An 18,414-nucleotide genomic window follows, 5' to 3' on the forward strand; every position below is an offset into this window, starting at 1 on the left:
CGGCGAAGGCCGGGACGACGGGAGGCCGATGCGCTATTGCCTGAGGTCCCCGCCTTCGCGGGGACGACGCTGATGTGGCTGCTACGCCAGCAGCCGGAGCGGATTCTCGATCAGGGGCTTCAGGGCCTGGAGGAAGCTCGCCGCGTCCCAGCCGTCGACCACGCGGTGGTCGCAGGAGAGGGAGAGGTTCATCCGCTTGCGGATCTCGAGCTCGCCGTTCACCGGCACCACCTTCTCCTCGACCTTGTTGACCGCGATGGTCGCGACCTGCGGGGGCGAGATGACGGGGGTCGAGACGACCCCGCCCATCGGCCCCAAGGAGCTGATGGTGAAGGTCGGGTTGGAGAGTTCCTCGCGGGTCGCCTTGCCGGTCTTGGCGGCGTCCGACAGGCGCGCGACTTCGGTGGCGAGCTGCCAGATCGAGAGCCGCTCGGCGTTGCGGATGACGGGGACCATCAGCCCGTTCGGGGTCTGCGCCGCCATCCCCATGTGGACGCTGCCGTGGCGGGTGATGACGTTCGCCTCATCGTCATAGGTGGCGTTGATCATCGGGAAGTCGGCGAGCGCCTTGTTCAAGGCGGTGATCAGGAACGGAAGCAGGGTTAGCTTGGGGTTCTGCCCGCGGTCGCGGTTCATCATCGCGCGGGTCTCCTCGAGCGCGGTGACGTCAAATTCCTCGACCAAAGCGAAATGCGGGATGCGGCGCTTGGCGGCCTGCATGTTCTCCGCGATCTTGCGACGGAGGCCGACGACCTTGACCTGCTCGTCGGCGCGGAGCGGGCCGCGGCCGGTGGGGGCAGCGCCGTTATAGAGGAGAAAAGCGTCGAGGTCGGCGTGGCGGATGTGGGTGCCGCTGTGCTTCACCTGGGCGAGGTCGATGCCGAGGTCGCGGGCCCGGGCACGGACGGCGGGGGTGGTGAGGATTGGACGCGAGTGAATGCCGGAATCTTCGTTCGTGCTAAGCGAAGTCGAAGCACGTTCTTGCTGGGGTTCGGGCGAGCGCCCTTCGACTGCGCGCTCCGCGCTTCGCTCAGGACGAACGATATCAGGAGCACTTTCGACTTCCAGCGTCGGATTGGCTTCTTCCTGCGCCTGCGTCGGCACGGCGGCGCCGTCGGCCAGCGGGACTTCCTCGGCCTCGGCCGGGGCGGCTTCAGCGCCCTCGGTCTCGATCTCGACCAGCACCGAGCCGATCGCGATCTGGTCACCGACTTCACCCGCGAGGCTCTTCACCACGCCCGCGACGGGCGATTCCATCTCGACCGTGGCCTTGTCGGTCATCATGTCGGCGAGTTGCTGGTCTTCCTCGACGCGGTCGCCGACCTTGATGTGCCAGGCGACGATCTCGGCCTCGGCAATGCCTTCGCCGATGTCGGGGAGCTTGAACTGGTAGGTCGCCATCAGTCGGCCATCACTTTCTCGAGAGCCTGGCGCATGCGGATGGGGCCAGGGAAATAGATCCATTCATAGGCGTGGGGGTAGGGCGTATCCCAGCCGGACACGCGCCCGACCGGCGCCTCGAGGTGGTAGAAGCAGCGCTCCTGGATGAGGGTGACGAGTTCGCTCGCATAGCCGCTCGTCTTGGTCGCTTCCTGGACGACCAGCGCGCGGCCGGTCTTCTTCACGCTTTCCTCGATCGTCGCCATGTCGACGGGGACGAGGGTGCGCAGGTCGATGACCTCGGCGTCGATGCCATTCTCCTCGACCGCGGCGAGCGCGACGTGGACCATGGTGCCGTAGGCGATGACGGTGAGGTCGTTGCCCGGGCGGACGATCCGCGCCTTGCCGAGCGGCACGGTGTAGTGGCCGTCGGGCACCTCGCTGTCGGCATGCTTCGACCAGGGCTTCACGGGCTTGTCGTGATGGCCGTCGAAGGGGCCGTTGTAGATGCGCTTGGGCTCGAAGAAGATCACCGGGTCGGGGTCTTCCACGGCGGCGATCAGCAGGCCCTTAGCGTCATAGGGGGTGGAAGGGATGACGACCTTCAATCCCGCGACATGGGTGAACAGGGCTTCCGGGCTCTGGCTGTGGGTCTGGCCGCCGAAGATGCCGCCGCCATAGGGCGAGCGGATGACCATCGGCATCGTCCATTCGCCGGCGGTGCGATAGCGCATGCGGGCGACCTCGGAGACGATCTGGTCGTAGCCGGGGTAGATGTAGTCGGCGAACTGGATCTCGATGAGTGGCTTCAGACCGTAGGCCGCCATGCCGACCGCGGTGCCGACGATCCCGCCCTCGGAGATCGGGGCGTCGAAGCAGCGCTCCTTGCCGAACTCCTTCTGGAGGCCGGCGGTGGCGCGGAACACGCCGCCGAAATAGCCGACGTCCTCGCCGAAGACGACGATGTCGGGGTCGGCCGCCATGACCACGCGATGCGCGTCGTTGATGGCCTCGATCATGTTACGCGTGGGCATCTTAGCTTGCATCCCGTCCAAGGTAGACGCGGGCCTCGCCCAGCGCTTCCTCGCGCTGTTCGGCGAGGTGCCAGGGGGTGTCGGCGTAGACGTCCTCGAACATCGAGCCGATGCGGTCGAAGCCCTGGCCGGGGAGGATGCCCTGCGCCTCGGCCTGCTTCTGCGCGGCGCGGACTTCCTTGTCGGCCTCCGCGACGAGCGCGGCGTGGCGTTCGTCGTCCCATTCGCCGAACCCGACGAGATGCGCCTTGAGGCGTTCGACCGGATCGCCGAGCGGCCATTGCTGCGCTTCGCCGGCGGGGCGGTAGCCGGTCGGGTCGTCCGAGGTCGAATGCCCTTCGGCGCGGTAGGTGAAGAACTCGATCAGGGTCGGTCCGGCGTTGGCGCGGGCGCGCTCGGACGCCCAGTCGACCGCGGCGTAGACGGCGAGCGCGTCATTGCCGTCGACGCGAAGCCCTGCGATGCCGTAGCCGACCGCGCGCGCGGCGAAGGTCGACTGCTCGGCCCCGGCGATCCCCGAGAAGCTCGAAATGGCCCACTGGTTGTTGACCACCGCGAGGATGACCGGCGCCTGGTAGACGGCGGCGAAGGTCAGCGCCGAGTGGAAGTCGCCCTCGGCGGTGGCACCTTCGCCGATCCAGCCCATGGCGAGCCGGCTGTCGCCCTTGATAGCGCTCGCCATCGCCCAGCCAACGGCCTGCGGATATTGCGTGCCGAGATTGCCCGAGATCGAGAAGAAGCCGTGCGGCTTGTCCGAATACATGATCGGCAGCTGGCGGCCGTGGAGCTTGTCGCCGGCGTTGGAATAGATCTGGCACATCATGTCGACGAGCGGATAGCCGCGCGCCACGAGCAGCCCCTGCTGGCGATAGGTGGGGAAGCACATGTCGTCGGGATGGAGCGCATTGGCGGCGGCGACCGCGATCGCCTCCTCGCCGGTGCACTTCATGTAGAAGCTGGTCTTCCCCTGCCGCTGGGCACGGTACATGCGGTCGTCGAAGGCGCGCACGGTGACCATGTCGCGCAGCATCTTGCGCAGCCGCTCGGGGTCGAGCCGCGGATCCCACGGGCCGACCGCACGGCCGTTTTCGTCGAGCACGCGGACGAGGCCACGGGTGAGGGGGTGGGTCTCGGCCGCGGCAGCGTGGGTGTCGGGGCGCGGGGCGCTGCCCGCGGCGGGCACCTCGATTCCCGAGAAGTCAGGGGTATCGCCGGGACGATACAGCGGCTCCGGCACATGCAGGGCGAGGGCCGGTGCATTGCGGCGCGGATCGGTGACAGGATCGCTCATCGCGACGCCGCTTAGTCCGGAGCGGCGGGAGGGGCAACGGCCCCGGCGTCCGCCCGGCTGACTTGGCGTCCCAAAGACGCTACACGAAGCGGTGTTGCAACAGGGGGATGTGGGGCAATGAACAATCGCTGGTTGGTGGGCGTCGCGGCAATGGCGGCGGTGGCGGGACTTGCGCAGGCCGGCTTCGCGCAGGGCAAGAAGGCCGCCCCGCCGCGGGCGTCAGGCGGACCGGTCGCGACCTACTGGCTGTCGGCCGACACGGTCTCGGGCATGAGCGCGATGGGCGGTATGGCCGGGATGGCCGCGATGGCCGGGGGCGGATCCGGCGGGGCCATGGCCGATTCCGCGCCCAAGCCACCGAGCGCGGGACAGATCATCGGCGGGCTTCTGGGCCGCGGCGGAATGTTCGGGCGCAAGAGCCGCAAGGCGCAGGCACCGACGGGCGGGCAGGCCCCGGCGGCCGCGCCGTCCGAGCCGCTCGTCCACCAGCTCTTCCTCCAGCTCGGCAGCCGGACCCGGCCGACCGCCGCGCCGAGCGCCGAGCATCTGGTCCCGCCCGCGCTGCAGGCGGGAGCCTCGCTGCCATTGGTCACGCCCGAGACGGCGCCGACGGGGCCGATGGGGCAGTTCGAGCGGCCCAAGGGCAAGATCCTCCTCTACTGGGGCTGCGGCGAACGGGCGCGGACGGGACAGCCGGTGACCATCGATTTCTCCAGGCTCGCCGCGGGGCAGATGCCGCCGGGGATGGGCAATGCGATGCAGGTCCGGACGGAGCAGGGCCCGAGCCTGGGCCGCTATCCCGGCTATGGCGAATGGCCCAACAAGCGGGAGACTCGCCAGCTTCCGGCGACGAGCTCGCTGGTCGGCAATCACGTGGTGCGCGGCAATTACAGCCCCGAGATCCCCTTCTCGCTGGCCCCGGGACAGGATTTCATGGCCCCGCTGCGCCTCACCGAAAATGCGCCCATGGCCTCGGGGGCGGTGTCGCTGCGCTGGGCGGCGGTGCCGGGGGCGACGGGCTATCATGCGTGGGTCAGCGGGGCGACGCCGGACGGGACGCTGGTCATGTGGTCGTCGAGCGAGAGCCAGATGTTCGGCATGGCGGCCGATTATCTGGCCCCGGGCGAGGCCGCACGCCTCGTCCAGAGCCGCGTATTGCTGAGCCCGGCGACGAGCCAGTGCGCGGTGCCGGCCGAGGTCCAGCGCTCGGTCCAGGGGGCGATGCTGATGATGACCGCCTACGGCCCCGAGACGAACCTCTCCCAGCCCAAGCCCGCCGGCGCGCCGGTGAGCTGGCGGCCCGAGTGGACGGTGAAGCTGCGCACCAAGGCGACCAATTCGGGCATGCTCGGCATGGACATGGCGGCAATGATGCGGGGGCGGTGACGGGCCGCGAAATGTTGACGGCGGGGGCCGGCGAACCTAGCAGGCGCCCCATGTCCGACACGCCCCCAGATCGCCTCAGCCTCGACCCGCGCAGCCCGCATTTCGACGAGACCAAGCTCTCGCGCGGGGTGGGTATCCGCTTCAACGGGGTCGAGAAGACCAATGTCGAGGAATATTCGGTCTCGGAAGGCTGGATCCGCGTCGCCGCGGGCAAGAGCCGCGACCGCTTCGGCCAGCCGATGACGATCAAGCTCAAGGGCACGGTCGAGCCTTATTACGAGCGGCCCGCCGAGGGTGGGGCCGACTCCGACAAGGCGGACGAGGTCAAGTAAGGCGTCACCCCGGACCTGATCCGGGGCCCCGCTATCTGACGTTATAGGCCTAGAAGCGGGACCCAGGGTCGAGCCCGGGGTGACGATTAATCTATTGCTTTGGCCTTACAGGCTGTTGGTGCGCGTGGGCCCCTTCGAAGGGGTCGCGGCGGCCGGATAGGTCGCGCCAGCCTTGCGGGCCTTGTTCCACTGGTAGAGCTTCTTCGCGCCCCAGCCGATGGTGAGCGCGGTGCCGAGCGGACCCAGCCCGCGCGCGGCGATCCGGGCGCCGGCCGCGCCGAGCAGCGCGCCCTTCAAACCATCGTTACGCCCGGCGAGGCGGTTGCCGATGAAGGCGCCGGCGATCTTGCCCAACATGGTGATATCCTTTCGAATGAGCGTCTGAAGAAGTCGTTTCGGGCAAGACGCTTTCAGCGGAGCCCGGTTCCGGCAGGCACGGTTGGGACGGCGTCCCAAATGCCGTGGTGAAAAATCCCAATCCTCCCCCGCGGGGCCACGTTTCACAGGCGAAAATGACGGAAAACCGGGATTGGCACGCTTGCTGCAATATGAACGGCATGACCGGTCACGGCCGGCCAGCGAAACAACAGGAGCCCGTCATGAACATCAAGACCACCATCATTTCCGCCGTTGCCGCCATCCTCGTCAGTACGGTCGCGGTCGGTTCGGCCATCGCTCCCGCCAGCGTCGCCATCGCCGCGCCGGTGAAGATCGCGCAATATGCTTGATCGGGCGCTTGGCCAGCCGGTCGCCCGGCTCGAATATCTCGGGCCGATCGACACGCCTCCGGCACCGCTCGGTCCGGTGGGCCAGGTGCTCGACACCGTCGACATCTGGCTCGCCGGCACCCTTCAGAGCCTGTTCGGCCTGATCCGCCGCTAACTTCTCACCCACCCGCTTTTTCAAGGACAATCGTCCCATGAACCGCCTGCCTTTCCGCCTCGAGACCCGCGACCGCAAGCTGCTTGGCGTCTGCGCCGGGATCGGCAATTCGCTGAACATCGATCCGACGTTCGTGCGAATCGCCTTCGTCGCGGTGCCGCTGCTGACCTTCGTCACCGTCTGGCAGGCGCTGCTGGTCTATTTCGTCTGCGGCCTGATTGGCGCGGCCAAGACCGGCAAGTTCCGGCGGGGAAGCGAATTCGAGCGGATGGGCGCGCCGCGGCGGAGCAGCGTTCACGATCTTCGCACCAAGCTCGATGCCACCGATCGCCGGATGATGGCGATCGACCACCACCTTCATAACAGCGAAAGCGACGCCCTCGCCCGCGAGATCGAGGCGCTGCGCAAGGAGCAGGCATGATGGACATGATTTCCCTTGGCCTCACCGGACTCATCGGCCTTACCGCCCTCGTCCTCGCGGCCCACTTCCTCCTCAAGGCGTGGAACGGCTGGCTCGACGTCCGCAAGCTGGAGCTGGCCGCGGGCCGCCCGCAGCGCGACGAGCCGGTCTCGGCCGGAGGGGCGGACCTGATCGAGCTGGCGGACTTGAAGGCCCGGGTCCGCAAGCTCGAGGCGATCGCCAGCGGGATCGACCTCTAGGATTGCACTTCAAAGCGGGGATGAGGAAAGGGCTCCGGCACCATGCCGGAGCCCTTGTTCGTGTCAGAAGCCGAGCCGTGCGGTCAGGCGGATGTCGCGGCCGGCACCCGGCGCATAATCCTTGAGCAGGCTGGTGTGGCGGCGGACCGTCACGTCGAAGATATTGTTGGCCTGAAGCCCGAGGTTGAGCTGCGGGCGGCTTGCGAACGGCTGCCAGTTCAGCGACGCGTTGACGAGGGTGAAGCCCTTGGTCGGGGTCTCGATCGGCGCGGTTCGGTTCTGGGCGAAACCATGCTCCACCTCGAGGCGGCCGTCGACATTGCCCTTGCGTCCCTCGACCCCGCCGAGGAGGCGAAGTGGCGGAATCTGCGGCGCGGGGCCAAAGCCCCTGACGGTCGCGCGGACCAAGTCGGCGGTGCCGTCCACCGCCCAGTCGACCCCACCGAGGGAGCCGAGCTTGGCGTTGGTCTCGACCTCGAAGCCGGTGAAGTTGGCGGGCGCCTGGCGATACTGGTAGACCGGCAGGCCATCCTCGACCGCGCCGGTCAGCGCCTGGTAGATGTAGTTGTCGAAATGGGTCCGGTAGACCGAGGCGGTCACCGTCAGCGGTCCGCTGGTGCGGCGCAGCGAGCCCTCGATCGAGGTGCTCTTCTCCTTTCCGAACAGAGGGTTGCCGATCTCGAAGGCCTGCGTGCCACCGTGCGGACCGTAAGCGAAGAGTTCGTCGACCGACGGCGCGCGCTCGGTGTAGGAGAGATTGAGGCCGGCGCGCAGGTTGCCGCCCAGATTATAGTTTCCGCCGACCGAACCCGAGAGGCTGGTGAAGCGGCGCGTGATCGCGGCATTGCCGATGGCTGCGTCGGCCGCGGCCTCGAGCCGGCTCTTCTCGATCCGGCCGCCGACCTCGACCCGCAACGGGCCGGTCTCGTAATTCTGGAGCGCGAACAGGCCGAACTGGCGCTGGCGATTGGGCGGCAGGAACTTCTCGTCCCCCTCGATCGAGACCCGGCGGTTGAGCGCCTGGATGCCGAAGCCGCCGCCCCACCCGCGCTGCGTCCGCTGGACGACCTCGATCCGGCCTTCCTGCGCCTTGGATCGGAAGGTGCTGTTGATGTCGCCGGTGTCGGCGGCCTTCTCGAAGTGGCGATATTTGGCGCCGCCTGCGCGGATCCGGACCTGGTCGATGAAGCCGCTGCCGACGGGAATCTCGGCGCGGGCGTCGTAGCGGGTCTGCTTGACGTCGAGCCGCACCGCCTCGGCCTCGATCGCGGGATCGAGGCTGTAGCGAATGGGCGTGCCGTAATTGTTGTCGAGGCGGCTGATCGACACGCCCACGTTGAGCGGGCCGTCGATCCAGGCGAGGCCGCCGGCGACTTCGCTGCTCTTTGCCGAAGAATTGGGCAGGCGGCCCTTGAGTTCGGCGAGCGCGCGGATTTCGGGGTCGGCGCTGGCCGCGGCCTGGTCACGCAGCGGCCTCGCCAGCACATGGCCACCGATCTCGAGATCGTCGCTCTTCACCCAGCTGCCGTCGCCGTGGAGGACGAGGTGCGAGGTCAGCGGCACGTCGACGCGGCCGTTGGCCGAGCGCTCGTTGGAGGCGCTGCCGTAGCTGCCGATGAGATCGATGTGGAGCGGGCTCTCGGGCACGGCGCGGGGGATGCGCGAATCGATCACGTTGACGACGCCGCCGCTCGCCGAGCTTCCGAACAGGAGGGCGGCGGGGCCGCGCAGCACCTCAATGCGGTCGGCGGTCAGCGGGTTGATTGCCACCGCATGGTCGGGGCTCGAGCTCGACACGTCGAAACTGCCGATGCCGTCCGTGAGGATGCGGATGCGGTCGCCCGACAGGCCGCGGATGATCGGACGGCTGGCATTGGGGCCGAAGCCCGACGCGGCGACGCCGGGCTGGCGCTGGAGCGTTTCGCCGATGGTCGGGCGGACCTGGCGGGCAAGCTCTTCGCTCGACAGGACGCTGGTCCCGCCGAGCACGTCCTCGCGGTTGCGGCGGATGCCCGTCACCACGATGTCGTTATTCTGCGGCGCGTCATGGTCGCTGGCATTGGGCGGGGACGAGGACGGAGCGGCCGGCTTGGTGGTCGTGGGCTGGGCAGCGAGGATCGCGGCGAGCGTCAGCAGCATGAAATCTCCGGGGGTACAGGGGAACGCGAGGGCGGCTGCCCATTATGCCGCATGATACAACATCGCAAGGTTTAACGGTCGCTGACTCGACGAGGGGGTCGCGCCCGTTGACGAGATGCGGCTAGGGAGGGGAATGACCGCCACCCGCACCTCGTTCGTCACCCATCTCGAATGTTCGCTGACCGGGGAGCATTATCCCGCCGGCGAGGTGCATAACCTCAGCAAGGCGGGGCGGCCGCTGCTGGTCCGCTACGATCTGGGCGCGGTGGGCGCGGTGCTGGACCGCGAAAGGCTGGCGGCGCGCGCGCCCGGCATGTGGAAGTGGCGCGAACTGCTGCCGCTGCCGCTTGACGAGGCACCGGTCAGCCTCGGCGAGATCGAGACTCCCCTGCTGCCGCTCGAGCGGCTGTCGGCGAAGGCCGGGGTCAGGACCCTGCAGGTCAAGGACGAGGGGCGGCTTCCGACCGGCTCGTTCAAGGCACGCGGCCTGGCGATGGCGGTCAGCATGGCGCGGCATTTCGGGATCAGCGACATGGCGCTTCCGACCAATGGCAATGCCGGCGCCGCGCTTGCGGCCTATGCCGCGGCCGCGGGGATCGGCGCGACGGTCATCTGTCCCGAGGAGACCCCGCCGATCAACGTCGCCGAGGCCGAGGCTTATGGTGCGCGGGTGCTGGTCGCCGACGGGCAGATCGACGAATGCGGGCGGCTCATCGGTGAGGGCGCGGCGGCGGGGCGCTGGTTCGACGTCTCGACGCTGAAGGAGCCCTATCGCGCCGAGGGCAAGAAGGTGATGGGGCTCGAGCTGGCCGAGCAATATGGCTGGCGGCTGCCCGACGTCGTCTTCTATCCGACCGGCGGCGGGACCGGCCTCATCGGCATGTGGAAGGCCTTTGCCGAGCTCGAGGCCGCCGGGCTGATCGGCCCCGAGCGGCCGCGGATGGTGGCGGTCCAGGCGACCGGCTGCGCGCCGATGGTGCGGGCCTGGGAACAGGGCGAGGAATTCGCGACGCGCTGGGAGGATCCGGCGACGATTGCGACCGGCATCCGGGTGCCCAAGGCGGTGGGTGATTTCCTGATCCTGCGCGCGGTGCGCGAAAGTGGCGGCTTCGCTATCGCGGTCGAGGAGGAAGCGATTGCCGCGGCACTGGCCGAGGCGGCACGCGCTGACGGGCTGCTGCTCTGCCCCGAAGGCGCGGCGGTGCTGGCGGGATGGCGACTGGCGCTCGAGCGCGGGCTGGTCGGCCGCGACGAGCAAGTGCTCCTGTTCAACTGTGCGGCGGGCAACAAATATCCGCTGGTGCCGACCGCGCCGCGGATCCGGCTGGCCGAAAGCAACGGGGCGACGCTCTAGCCCCCGGTCTCCCCCGTCCGGCGGTTCGTCGAACGGCACGGTCTTTGGTCGAGGGGTGGGGTCAGCCCGCCGAGCGACCCCTTCACAAAGTGGGACATCTTCCCAACATGGAGGGCAGGACACGGCGACCAGCTTGAAGGCGTGTCCATTAAGTCTCGGAATGGAAAGCGAAACCACCGGATGGCACGGCCTGTGCATCTGAATGGTCAAGCACCGCCCCGGGCGGTCGCCGGACAGGAGAAAGACGATGAAGTTGCTGCCCAGCCCCGATTATTTCCGCAACAACGTGGCGTTTCGCAACGACACGCTGCTGGGGGTGTGCGAGGCGCTCGGCCACGACCTCGGCTTCAACCCCAACTTCCTGCGCGTGCCGCTGGCGGCGGGAATCATCTTCGCGCCGCTGCTGATGGTCGGGATCTACCTCGGCCTCGGCGTGCTGGTGTTCGCCAGCCGCACCTTCCTCCCGGACCGCGTCCAGCGCGTGGCGGAGGGCAAAGCGGTCGAAGCGCAGGCCGCGACCAACGAGCAGGTCGAGCTTCCGCGCGCGGCCTGAGGATTGGTGAGACAAAGAGGCGGGGATGGCCGGTCGGCCCGCCCCGCCTTTTTCGTGTCAGTAGTTATAGGCGCGCTCGCCATGCGCGCTGATGTCGAGGCCCTCGCGCTCGGCATCCCTGGCCGGACGCAGGCCGATGGTCTTGTCGATGGCGAAGAACAGCACCGCCGAGACGCTGCCTGACCAGAGGAGGGTGAGGCCGACCGCCTTGAGCTGGGTCAGCACCTGCCCCGCCATGTCATAGGCGCCGGGCACCGCGGGGAGCACGGTGTAATCGATCCAGCCCTGTCCGCCGAGCGCGGGGGCGGCGACGATGCCTGTGCCGATCGCGCCGACGATCCCCCCCACGCAATGGACCCCGAAGACGTCGAGGCTGTCGTCATAGCCGAAGCGGTTCTTCACCTTGGCGACGAAGAAGAAGCAGACCGCGGAGGCGACCGCGCCGAGCAGGATCGAGGTGCCCGGCGCGCCGAACCCCGCCGCCGGGGTGATCGCGACCAGCCCCGCCACCGCGCCGGTGACCGCGCCCAGCAGCGAGGACTTGCCGTGGATGAACTGCTCGATGAGAGCCCAGGCAAGCGCGGCGGCGGCGGTGGCGACGAAGGTGTTGAGGAAGGCGAGCGCGGTGATGCCGTTCGCTTCCAGGTTGGAGCCCGCGTTGAAGCCGAACCAGCCGACCCACAGGAGCGAAGCGCCGATCATGGTCATGACCAGGCTGTGCGGAGGCAAGGGCTCGCTATTGTAGCCGATGCGCTTGCCGATCACGAGGCAGCCCACGAGCCCGGCAATCCCTGCGTTGATGTGGACCACGGTCCCGCCCGCGAAGTCGAGCGCGCCCCAGCCGTAGAGGAGGCCATAATCGCCCGGCTGGTTGGGGAGGAAGTCGGGACCGGCCCAGTACCAGACCATGTGCGCCATCGGGAAATAGACGATGGTCAGCCAGAGGACGACGAACAGCATCAGCGGCCAGAAGCGCACCCGCTCGGCAAAGGCCCCGACGATCAGCGCCGGCGTGATGCAGGCGAAGGTCATCTGGAAGACGATGTAGGCATATTCCGGAATGTAGACGCCGTTGGAGAAGGTCGCGGCGAGGCTGCTCGCGTCGACCCCGGCGAGGAAGGCCTTGGAGAGGCCGCCGATGAAGGCGTTGCCGGGGGTGAAGGACAGGCTGTAGCCCCAGCCGATCCAGACCAGGGCCGCGATGGCGACGATGGTCAGCACCTGCATCAGCACCGAGAGCATGTTCTTGGCGCGCACCAGCCCGCCGTAGAAGAGCGCGAGGCCGGGGACCGACATCATCAGCACCAGCGCCGAGGAGACCAGCATCCAGGCGGTATCGCCCTTGTCGGGGGTAGGCGGCGCGGCTGCGGCGGCCTGTGCCAGCGCGGGGCTGGCGGCGAGGGCGGAGAGGGCGAGGGCGGCCGGGAAACGGCCGAAGCGGGTGCGGAGCTTCATGCTGCTTCCTTTCTCAGAGCGCGTCATCGCCGGTCTCGCCGGTGCGGATCCGGACCGCCTTTTCGAGATCGAGGACGAAGATCTTGCCGTCGCCGATGGTGCCGGTCTTGGCGGTGTTCTCGATTGCCTCGACGACGCGGGGGGCAAGGTCGTCCTCGACCGCGATCTCGACCCGCGCCTTGGGCACGAACTGGGTGTCATATTCGGCGCCGCGATAGAAGACCGGCTGGCCTTTCTGGCGGCCAAAGCCGCGGACCTCGGACACGGTCATGCCCTGGACCCCGACCTCGAGGATCGCTTCCCGGACGGGCTCGACCATGAAGGGTTTGATGATTGCGAGCACCAATTTCACGTCTTGCCCCTCCCTGTTGCGGAACGTCAGAAACTTGCCCCGATCGACCCCACGATCCCCGGTCCCGCGGCGTTGCGGCCCCGGGGCGTGGTGAAGCGCCCGTCGGTGTCGACGTAGGTCAGGCCGACCGTGAAGCCGTGCCAGGTCGCGGCGGCGCCGAGACTCCAGTCGGTGTAGGCGCGGCCGATGGTGAGGTAGCTCGGCCCGATGCTGCGCCCGACATGGGCGGTCAGGCTGAAGGGCGACTTGGGCACGGCATAGCTGAGGTCGCCGGCAAGATAGAGATTGTCCTCGCGGCCGTTGCCGATCGAGAGGCCGTTCTGCCTCGGCGCATAGGCGACCAGCGCCTTGGCGCTGACCGGGCCCATGGCTTGGGTGACCGAGAAATAGGGTTCGGCGAAGTCCGAGGCGATCCCGCCCGAGCCGGGATAGTAATAATAAAGCAGGCCGCCATCGAGCGTGGTGTCGCCGAAGCTGTGCTTCACCCCGAGGATGAGGTCGATCTCCTGGTCGGCGCCATTGGCGACATAATCGTCGATCGAGGAGCCCCAGACGCTGGCATAGACGCCGGACTTGTGGGCGAGCGTGACGGTGCCTTGGACGGCGAAGCGGCGGTCGGTCTGGGAGATGCCGCGGAAGCGATAGTCGCTGACCAGAGTTGCTCCGCCGCTGACGGTGAGGGCGGGCGATGCCTTGGCATCCTCCGCCAGCGCGGGCGTGGCGGCGAGGCTGGCGACAGCGGCGATCAGCACGGACAATGTCGAAATGCGCATGGATGATCCCCCTTGGCTGGGGAGCCGAAGGCCTTGCGACGGCTCCAGGTTACGCATTCAACTTGTAGATGATGCAGACCTTTGCTGCGGCGCACAACGGGCCGCGACGGTCGCGACAATATTTCACATCCGAGCAGGGCGGCGATCACCGGGCCGACGCAGGAGCCTCGCGGGGGGACTTGAGAAACTTCGGTAAACCGGGAAAAACTGGGTTGCTGAGCGCGGCACTAGCGATTTAGGTCAGGTCGGGACCCGACCCCTTGCTAGGGGCGGCAAGACTCGTCACTCTCCACGCCTCCACGATGTGATGGTGCATTGCAGCAGAAGGAGCGTGAGCGACGTTGCAACGGGTCCCGGCGCCTTCCGGACTCTATGATCCCGCCCGCGAGCATGACAGCTGCGGGATGGGTTTCGTCGCCCATGTGAAGGGCGAGGCCAGCCACGCGATCATCGGCCAGGGGCTGCAGATCCTCGCCAACCTCCATCACCGGGGCGGGGTCGGCGCCGATCCCGACATGGCCGACGGGTCGGGCTGCCTCATCCAGCTTCCCGATGCGCTGTTGCGCGACTGGGCCGGACAGGCGGGCGTCACGCTTCCCCCCGCCGGCGACTATGCGGTCGCGATGTGCTTCCTGCCGGTCGACGCGCAAAGCCGCGCAATCGCCGAGGAACGGCTCGAGCGGTTCGTCGCCAAGGAGGGGCAGGTCTTCCTTGGCTGGCGCGACGTGCCGGTCGACGCGGACGTGCTCGGTCCCTCGGTGCGGGCGACGGTGCCGGTGATCCGCCAGGCGATCGTCGGGCGCGGTCCCGACACGCGCGACGCGGCGGCGTTCGAACGCAAGCTGCTCGTGATCCGCAAGCAGACGCTCAATCCCCTGCGCGAGCTGGCCGAGAAGCGCGGGCAGCCGGAACTCGCCGATTTCTACATCGCCAGCTTCTCGAGCCGGACGCTCGTCTACAAAGGGCTGCTGCTGCCGCACCAGGTGGGCTTATTCTACACCGACCTCGCCAATCCGCTGACCGTCTCGGCGCTGGCGATGGTCCACCAGCGCTTCTCGACCAACACCTTCCCGAGCTGGAAGCTGGCGCATCCCTATCGGTTCATCGCGCACAACGGCGAGATCAACACCGTGCGCGGCAACGTCAATTGGATGAATGCGCGGCGGCGGACGCTCGAATCGCCGCTGCTCGGGCCCGACCTCGACAAGATGTGGCCGATCATCCCGCACGGACAGTCGGACACCGCCTGCCTCGACAATGCGCTCGAGCTGCTGGTCGCGGGCGGCTATTCGCTGCCGCATGCGGTGATGCTCCTGATCCCCGAAGCCTGGGCCGGGCACCCGGAGATGGAAGGGAAGCGCCGCGCCTTCTACGAATATCATGCCGCGCTGATGGAGCCGTGGGACGGGCCGGCCGCGATCGCCTTCACCGACGGGCGGCAGATCGGTGCGACGCTCGACCGCAATGGCCTGAGGCCCGCGCGCTTCCTCGTCACCGACGACGACCTCGTCGTGATGGCGTCGGAGAGCGGGGTGCTACCGATCCCCGAGGACAGGATCGTCCGCAAGTGGCGGCTCCAGCCGGGGCGGATGCTGCTGATCGACCTCGAGCACGGCCGGATCGTCGAGGACGAGGAGATCAAGGCCGAGCTCGCCGGGGCCGAGCCTTATGGCGAATGGCTGCGCGAGACTCAGTTCAACCTGAAGGACCTGCCGGCAGGATCGAACCCGCTGGTACGGCCGCCCGACGCGGCGGTGTTCCGGCGGACGCAATTGAGCTTCGGCTACACCGAGGAAGATCTGCGGCTGTTTCTTGGGCCGATGGCCAGTGCGGCCGACGATCCGGTCGGGTCGATGGGGACCGATACGCCGCTTGCCCTGCTGTCGCAGCGGCCGCGGCTGCTCTACGATTATTTCAAGCAGAATTTCGCGCAGGTCACCAACCCGCCGATCGACCCCATTCGCGAGAGCCTGGTGATGAGCCTCGTCTCGATGATCGGGCCGCGGCCGAATTTGCTCGGCCACCATGCCGGCAACCACAAACGGCTCGAGGTCAGCCAGCCGATCCTGACCAACGAGGACCTCGAGAAGGTCCGCTCGATCCATGACACGCTCGACGGGGCGTTCCGGACCGCGACGCTCGACGCGACCTGGCCGAGCGGGGGCGATGCCCAGAGCCTCGAGGCGGCGGTGCAGCGATTGTGCTGGGAAGCGACCGAGGCGGTGCTGGCGGACATCAACGTGCTGATCCTGTCCGACCGCAAGGAAGGGCCGGGGCGGATTCCGATCCCCGCCGCGCTGGCGACCGGCGCGGTCCACCATCACCTGATCCGGCAGGGCCTCAGGATGCAGACCGGCCTCGTCATCGAGACCGGCGAAGCGCGCGAGGTGCATCATTTCGCGGTGCTCGCGGGCTATGGCGCGGAAGCGGTCAATCCGTGGCTGGCGTTCGACGTGATCGACGACCTCGCCGCTCGCGGCAAGCTGCGGGTGAGCGCCGAGGAGGGGCAGGCCAATTTCATCAAGGCGGTCGGCAAGGGCCTGCTCAAGGTCATGTCCAAGATGGGCATCTCGACCTTCCAATCCTATTGCGGGGCGCAGATCTTCGACGCGGTCGGGCTGAACTCAGCCTTCGTCGAGCGCTATTTCACCGGCACCGCGACCAGCATCGAAGGCGCGGGGCTCGCCGAGATCGCCGAGGAAAGCGCGGCGCGGCACCGGGCGGCGCATGAGCCCGAGGTCGGGCGGCTCGATGTGGGCGGGCTCTATGCCTTTCGTGCGGGCGGCGAGGCCCATGCCTGGACGCCGGGGACCATCGCCCATCTCCAGCATGCGGTGCGCGGCAACCTCCCCGACAAATATCGCGCTTATGCCGACGAGATGAACCAGCGCAGCGCGGCGCTGCTGACGGTGCGCAGCCTGCTCGAATTCCGGCCGGCCGGGCCGCCCGTGCCGCTGGACGAGGTCGAGCCGGCCAGCGCAATCGTGAAGCGCTTCGCGACGGGCGCGATGAGCTTCGGCTCGATCAGCCGCGAGGCGCATGTGACGCTGGCGAAGGCGATGAACCGGATCGGCGGCAAGTCGAACACCGGCGAGGGTGGCGAGGAGCGCGCGCGCTTTGCCACCGACGAACGGTCGAGCATCAAGCAGGTCGCCTCGGGCCGGTTCGGGGTCACCGCCGATTATCTGGTCAATGCCGACGACATCCAGATCAAGATCGCGCAGGGCGCCAAGCCGGGCGAGGGCGGGCAGCTTCCGGGGCACAAGGTCGATCGCCAGATCGCGGCGGTGCGCCACTCGACCCCGGGCGTCGGGCTCATCTCGCCGCCGCCGCACCACGACATCTATTCGATCGAGGACCTGGCGCAGCTCATCTTCGACCTGCGCTCGGTCAATCCCAAGGCGCGGGTGTCGGTCAAGCTGGTGGCCGAGGCGGGCGTCGGCACGGTCGCGGCGGGCGTGGTCAAATGCACCGCCGACCACCTCACCATCTCGGGCTATGAAGGCGGAACGGGCGCCTCGCCGCTGACTTCGCTGACCCATGCCGGGAGCCCGTGGGAGCTGGGGCTGGCCGAGACCCAGCAGACCCTGATCCTCAACGGCCTGCGCGACCGGATCGTGGTGCAGGCCGACGGGGGCCTCAGGACCGGGCGCGACGTGGCGGTGGCGGCGCTCTTAGGCGCGGACGAATATGGCTTCGCGACCGCGCCGCTGATCGCCGCGGGCTGCATCATGATGCGCAAGTGTCACCTCAACACCTGCCCGGTGGGGATCGCGACGCAGGACGCGCGGCTGCGGGCCAAGTTCGCCGGCACGCCCGAGCACGTCATCAACTATTTCTTCTTCGTCGCCGAGGAACTGCGCGAGATCATGGCGGGGCTCGGGCTTCGCACGGTCGAGGAGATGATCGGGCGGGTCGATCTCCTTCGCCAGCGCGAGGTGGCGGCCGGCAAGGCGCGCGGGGCGGACCTGACGAAACTGTTGCGGATGCCGAAGGCGGGCGCGGCGCGGCGCTTCGTGAAGGGGGTTCGGGCGCCATCGGCGCAAGCGATTGACGATGCGCTGGTCGCGGCGCTGGACGGCAGGCTTCCGGCGCGGATCGACCTTCCCGTCGGCAATGTCGATCGCGCGGTCGGGGCCTTCGCCTCGGGCGAGATCGCGCGGCGGCTCGGGCCCGACGGCCTGCCCGACGGGAGCATTCACGCGGTGCTAACGGGAACGGCGGGCCAGAGCTTCGGCGCCTTCGTCGCGCGCGGGCTGACGCTCGAGCTCATCGGCGACGCCAACGACTATGCCGGCAAGGGCCTGAGCGGCGGGCGGCTGGTCGTCCGCCAGCCCGAGGGCGTTGCGCGCGAGGCCGCCGACAACATCATCGTCGGCAACACCTGTCTTTATGGCGCGACCTCGGGCGAGGCCTTTTTCGCAGGCGTGGCGGGCGAGCGCTTCGCGGTCCGCAACTCGGGCGCGGTGGCGGTGGTCGAGGGGACCGGCGACCATGGCTGCGAATATATGACGGGCGGGCTGGTGGTGGTGCTGGGCCGGGTCGGTCGGAATTTCGCCGCGGGCATGTCAGGCGGGATCGCCTGGGTGTGGGACCCGGAAACGAGGCTCGGCGAGCTCGCCAACCTCGCCGGGGTCGGGCTCGAAGCGGTCGAGGACGCGGACCGGCTGCGCAGCCTGGTCGAGCGACACCACGTGCTCACCGGCAGCGCCCGGGCGAAGTCCCTGCTGGACGATTGGGCGCGGGCGGCGGGGCAGTTCGTCCAGGTCATGCCGCACGACTATCGCCGGGCGCTCAGCAGCGCCGTGCTGGCGGCGGAGTAG

Annotated in this window: 17 protein-coding genes; 9 read left to right on the plus strand and 8 right to left on the minus strand. The window is 68.4% G+C overall.

The features are described 5' to 3' along the window. Positions 1-81 precede the first annotated feature (81 nt). Genes BS69_RS0101605 through BS69_RS0101615 form a run of 3 tightly spaced genes read right to left on the minus strand, consistent with a single transcriptional unit; the run spans position 82 to position 3,705 of the window. The gene (locus BS69_RS0101605) at positions 82-1,401 is read right to left on the minus strand and encodes a dihydrolipoamide acetyltransferase family protein (protein ID WP_029940244.1); all 1,320 of its coding nucleotides are present in this window, start codon (positions 1,399-1,401) and stop codon (positions 82-84) included. Continuing rightward, positions 1,401-2,414: an alpha-ketoacid dehydrogenase subunit beta gene (locus tag BS69_RS0101610; protein WP_029940245.1), complete on the minus strand. Its 1,014-nt coding sequence runs from the start codon at positions 2,412-2,414 to the stop codon at positions 1,401-1,403. Before BS69_RS0101610 ends, BS69_RS0101605 begins: the two co-directional genes overlap by 1 nt. A 1-nt stretch (position 2,415) precedes the next feature. Further along, positions 2,416-3,705, minus strand: coding sequence for a thiamine pyrophosphate-dependent enzyme (locus BS69_RS0101615; RefSeq protein WP_029940246.1), 1,290 nt, complete (start codon positions 3,703-3,705; stop codon positions 2,416-2,418). Between the two features lie 117 nt (positions 3,706-3,822). Between BS69_RS0101615 and BS69_RS0101620 the strand changes: the two genes are divergently transcribed. After that, positions 3,823-5,091, plus strand: coding sequence for a hypothetical protein (locus BS69_RS0101620; RefSeq protein ID WP_156956801.1), 1,269 nt, complete (start codon positions 3,823-3,825; stop codon positions 5,089-5,091). 50 nt (positions 5,092-5,141) lie between these two features. Further along, positions 5,142-5,423 carry a DUF3297 family protein gene (locus tag BS69_RS0101625; RefSeq protein WP_029940248.1) on the plus strand — a complete coding sequence of 94 codons (282 nt, stop codon included), beginning with the start codon at positions 5,142-5,144 and terminating at the stop codon, positions 5,421-5,423. Positions 5,424-5,528: 105 nt separating this feature from the next. On the opposite strand, the gene BS69_RS0101630 is transcribed toward BS69_RS0101625, so the two are convergent. Further along, entirely contained in the window at positions 5,529-5,780 is a 252-nt protein-coding gene (locus BS69_RS0101630) for a hypothetical protein (RefSeq protein WP_029940249.1), read from the minus strand. A gap of 242 nt (positions 5,781-6,022) precedes the next feature. Between BS69_RS0101630 and BS69_RS14605 the strand changes: the two genes are divergently transcribed. From BS69_RS14605 to BS69_RS0101650, 4 genes are read left to right on the plus strand one after another with little or no spacing between them, the layout of a single operon-like run. Next, on the plus strand, positions 6,023-6,151 hold the full coding sequence (locus tag BS69_RS14605; protein ID WP_281169688.1) for a hypothetical protein: 129 nt from the start codon (positions 6,023-6,025) through the stop codon (positions 6,149-6,151). Next, a complete protein-coding gene (locus tag BS69_RS14105) occupies positions 6,144-6,305 on the plus strand; it encodes a hypothetical protein (RefSeq protein WP_156956802.1) in 162 nt (53 codons plus the stop codon). The genes BS69_RS14605 and BS69_RS14105 overlap by 8 nt, the downstream gene beginning before the upstream one ends. Before the next feature lie 37 nt (positions 6,306-6,342). Then, complete coding sequence (locus tag BS69_RS0101645) at positions 6,343-6,726, plus strand: PspC domain-containing protein (RefSeq protein WP_029940251.1); 384 nt, start codon at positions 6,343-6,345, stop codon at positions 6,724-6,726. Then, positions 6,726-6,965 carry a hypothetical protein gene (locus BS69_RS0101650; RefSeq protein WP_342665804.1) on the plus strand — a complete coding sequence of 80 codons (240 nt, stop codon included), beginning with the start codon at positions 6,726-6,728 and terminating at the stop codon, positions 6,963-6,965. The genes BS69_RS0101645 and BS69_RS0101650 overlap by 1 nt, the downstream gene beginning before the upstream one ends. A gap of 63 nt (positions 6,966-7,028) precedes the next feature. Here the strand turns inward: BS69_RS0101650 and BS69_RS0101655 are convergent, their stop codons facing one another. Beyond that, positions 7,029-9,104, minus strand: coding sequence for a TonB-dependent receptor (locus tag BS69_RS0101655; RefSeq protein ID WP_029940253.1), 2,076 nt, complete (start codon positions 9,102-9,104; stop codon positions 7,029-7,031). A gap of 133 nt (positions 9,105-9,237) precedes the next feature. On the opposite strand from BS69_RS0101655, the gene BS69_RS0101660 reads away from it, so the two are divergent. Both BS69_RS0101660 and BS69_RS0101665 read left to right on the plus strand, forming a co-directional pair. Then, positions 9,238-10,458, plus strand: a complete 1,221-nt coding sequence (locus BS69_RS0101660) for a threonine synthase (protein WP_245605084.1) — start codon at positions 9,238-9,240, stop codon at positions 10,456-10,458. Positions 10,459-10,705: 247 nt separating this feature from the next. Next, positions 10,706-11,011: a hypothetical protein gene (locus BS69_RS0101665; RefSeq protein WP_029940255.1), complete on the plus strand. Its 306-nt coding sequence runs from the start codon at positions 10,706-10,708 to the stop codon at positions 11,009-11,011. A 57-nt stretch (positions 11,012-11,068) separates the two neighbouring features. Here the strand turns inward: BS69_RS0101665 and BS69_RS0101670 are convergent, their stop codons facing one another. The 3 genes from BS69_RS0101670 to BS69_RS0101680 are packed head-to-tail and all read right to left on the minus strand — an operon-like array spanning position 11,069 to position 13,591. Beyond that, a complete protein-coding gene (locus tag BS69_RS0101670) occupies positions 11,069-12,466 on the minus strand; it encodes an ammonium transporter (RefSeq protein ID WP_029940256.1) in 1,398 nt (465 codons plus the stop codon). Between the two features lie 13 nt (positions 12,467-12,479). Next, positions 12,480-12,818: a P-II family nitrogen regulator gene (locus BS69_RS0101675; RefSeq protein WP_029940257.1), complete on the minus strand. Its 339-nt coding sequence runs from the start codon at positions 12,816-12,818 to the stop codon at positions 12,480-12,482. Between the two features lie 26 nt (positions 12,819-12,844). Further along, positions 12,845-13,591: a TorF family putative porin gene (locus BS69_RS0101680; RefSeq protein WP_029940258.1), complete on the minus strand. Its 747-nt coding sequence runs from the start codon at positions 13,589-13,591 to the stop codon at positions 12,845-12,847. 341 nt (positions 13,592-13,932) lie between these two features. Here BS69_RS0101680 and gltB point away from each other — a divergent pair, with 341 nt between their 5' ends. Continuing rightward, positions 13,933-18,414, plus strand: coding sequence for a glutamate synthase large subunit (gltB, locus tag BS69_RS0101685; protein WP_029940259.1), 4,482 nt, complete (start codon positions 13,933-13,935; stop codon positions 18,412-18,414).

Source organism: Sphingomonas astaxanthinifaciens DSM 22298 (assembly GCF_000711715.1).
Lineage (GTDB): Bacteria > Pseudomonadota > Alphaproteobacteria > Sphingomonadales > Sphingomonadaceae > Sphingomicrobium > Sphingomicrobium astaxanthinifaciens_A.

Coding starts and splice junctions, on each gene's coding strand:
- BS69_RS0101605 (WP_029940244.1), bottom strand. CDS start 1,401: ATGGCGACCTACCAGTTCAAGCTCCCCGACATCGGCGAAGGCATTGCC.
- BS69_RS0101610 (WP_029940245.1), bottom strand. CDS start 2,414: ATGCCCACGCGTAACATGATCGAGGCCATCAACGACGCGCATCGCGTG.
- BS69_RS0101615 (WP_029940246.1), bottom strand. CDS start 3,705: ATGAGCGATCCTGTCACCGATCCGCGCCGCAATGCACCGGCCCTCGCC.
- BS69_RS0101620 (WP_156956801.1), top strand. CDS start 3,823: ATGAACAATCGCTGGTTGGTGGGCGTCGCGGCAATGGCGGCGGTGGCG.
- BS69_RS0101625 (WP_029940248.1), top strand. CDS start 5,142: ATGTCCGACACGCCCCCAGATCGCCTCAGCCTCGACCCGCGCAGCCCG.
- BS69_RS0101630 (WP_029940249.1), bottom strand. CDS start 5,780: ATGTTGGGCAAGATCGCCGGCGCCTTCATCGGCAACCGCCTCGCCGGG.
- BS69_RS14605 (WP_281169688.1), top strand. CDS start 6,023: ATGAACATCAAGACCACCATCATTTCCGCCGTTGCCGCCATCCTCGTC.
- BS69_RS14105 (WP_156956802.1), top strand. CDS start 6,144: ATGCTTGATCGGGCGCTTGGCCAGCCGGTCGCCCGGCTCGAATATCTC.
- BS69_RS0101645 (WP_029940251.1), top strand. CDS start 6,343: ATGAACCGCCTGCCTTTCCGCCTCGAGACCCGCGACCGCAAGCTGCTT.
- BS69_RS0101650 (WP_342665804.1), top strand. CDS start 6,726: ATGGACATGATTTCCCTTGGCCTCACCGGACTCATCGGCCTTACCGCC.
- BS69_RS0101655 (WP_029940253.1), bottom strand. CDS start 9,104: ATGCTGCTGACGCTCGCCGCGATCCTCGCTGCCCAGCCCACGACCACC.
- BS69_RS0101660 (WP_245605084.1), top strand. CDS start 9,238: ATGACCGCCACCCGCACCTCGTTCGTCACCCATCTCGAATGTTCGCTG.
- BS69_RS0101665 (WP_029940255.1), top strand. CDS start 10,706: ATGAAGTTGCTGCCCAGCCCCGATTATTTCCGCAACAACGTGGCGTTT.
- BS69_RS0101670 (WP_029940256.1), bottom strand. CDS start 12,466: ATGAAGCTCCGCACCCGCTTCGGCCGTTTCCCGGCCGCCCTCGCCCTC.
- BS69_RS0101680 (WP_029940258.1), bottom strand. CDS start 13,591: ATGCGCATTTCGACATTGTCCGTGCTGATCGCCGCTGTCGCCAGCCTC.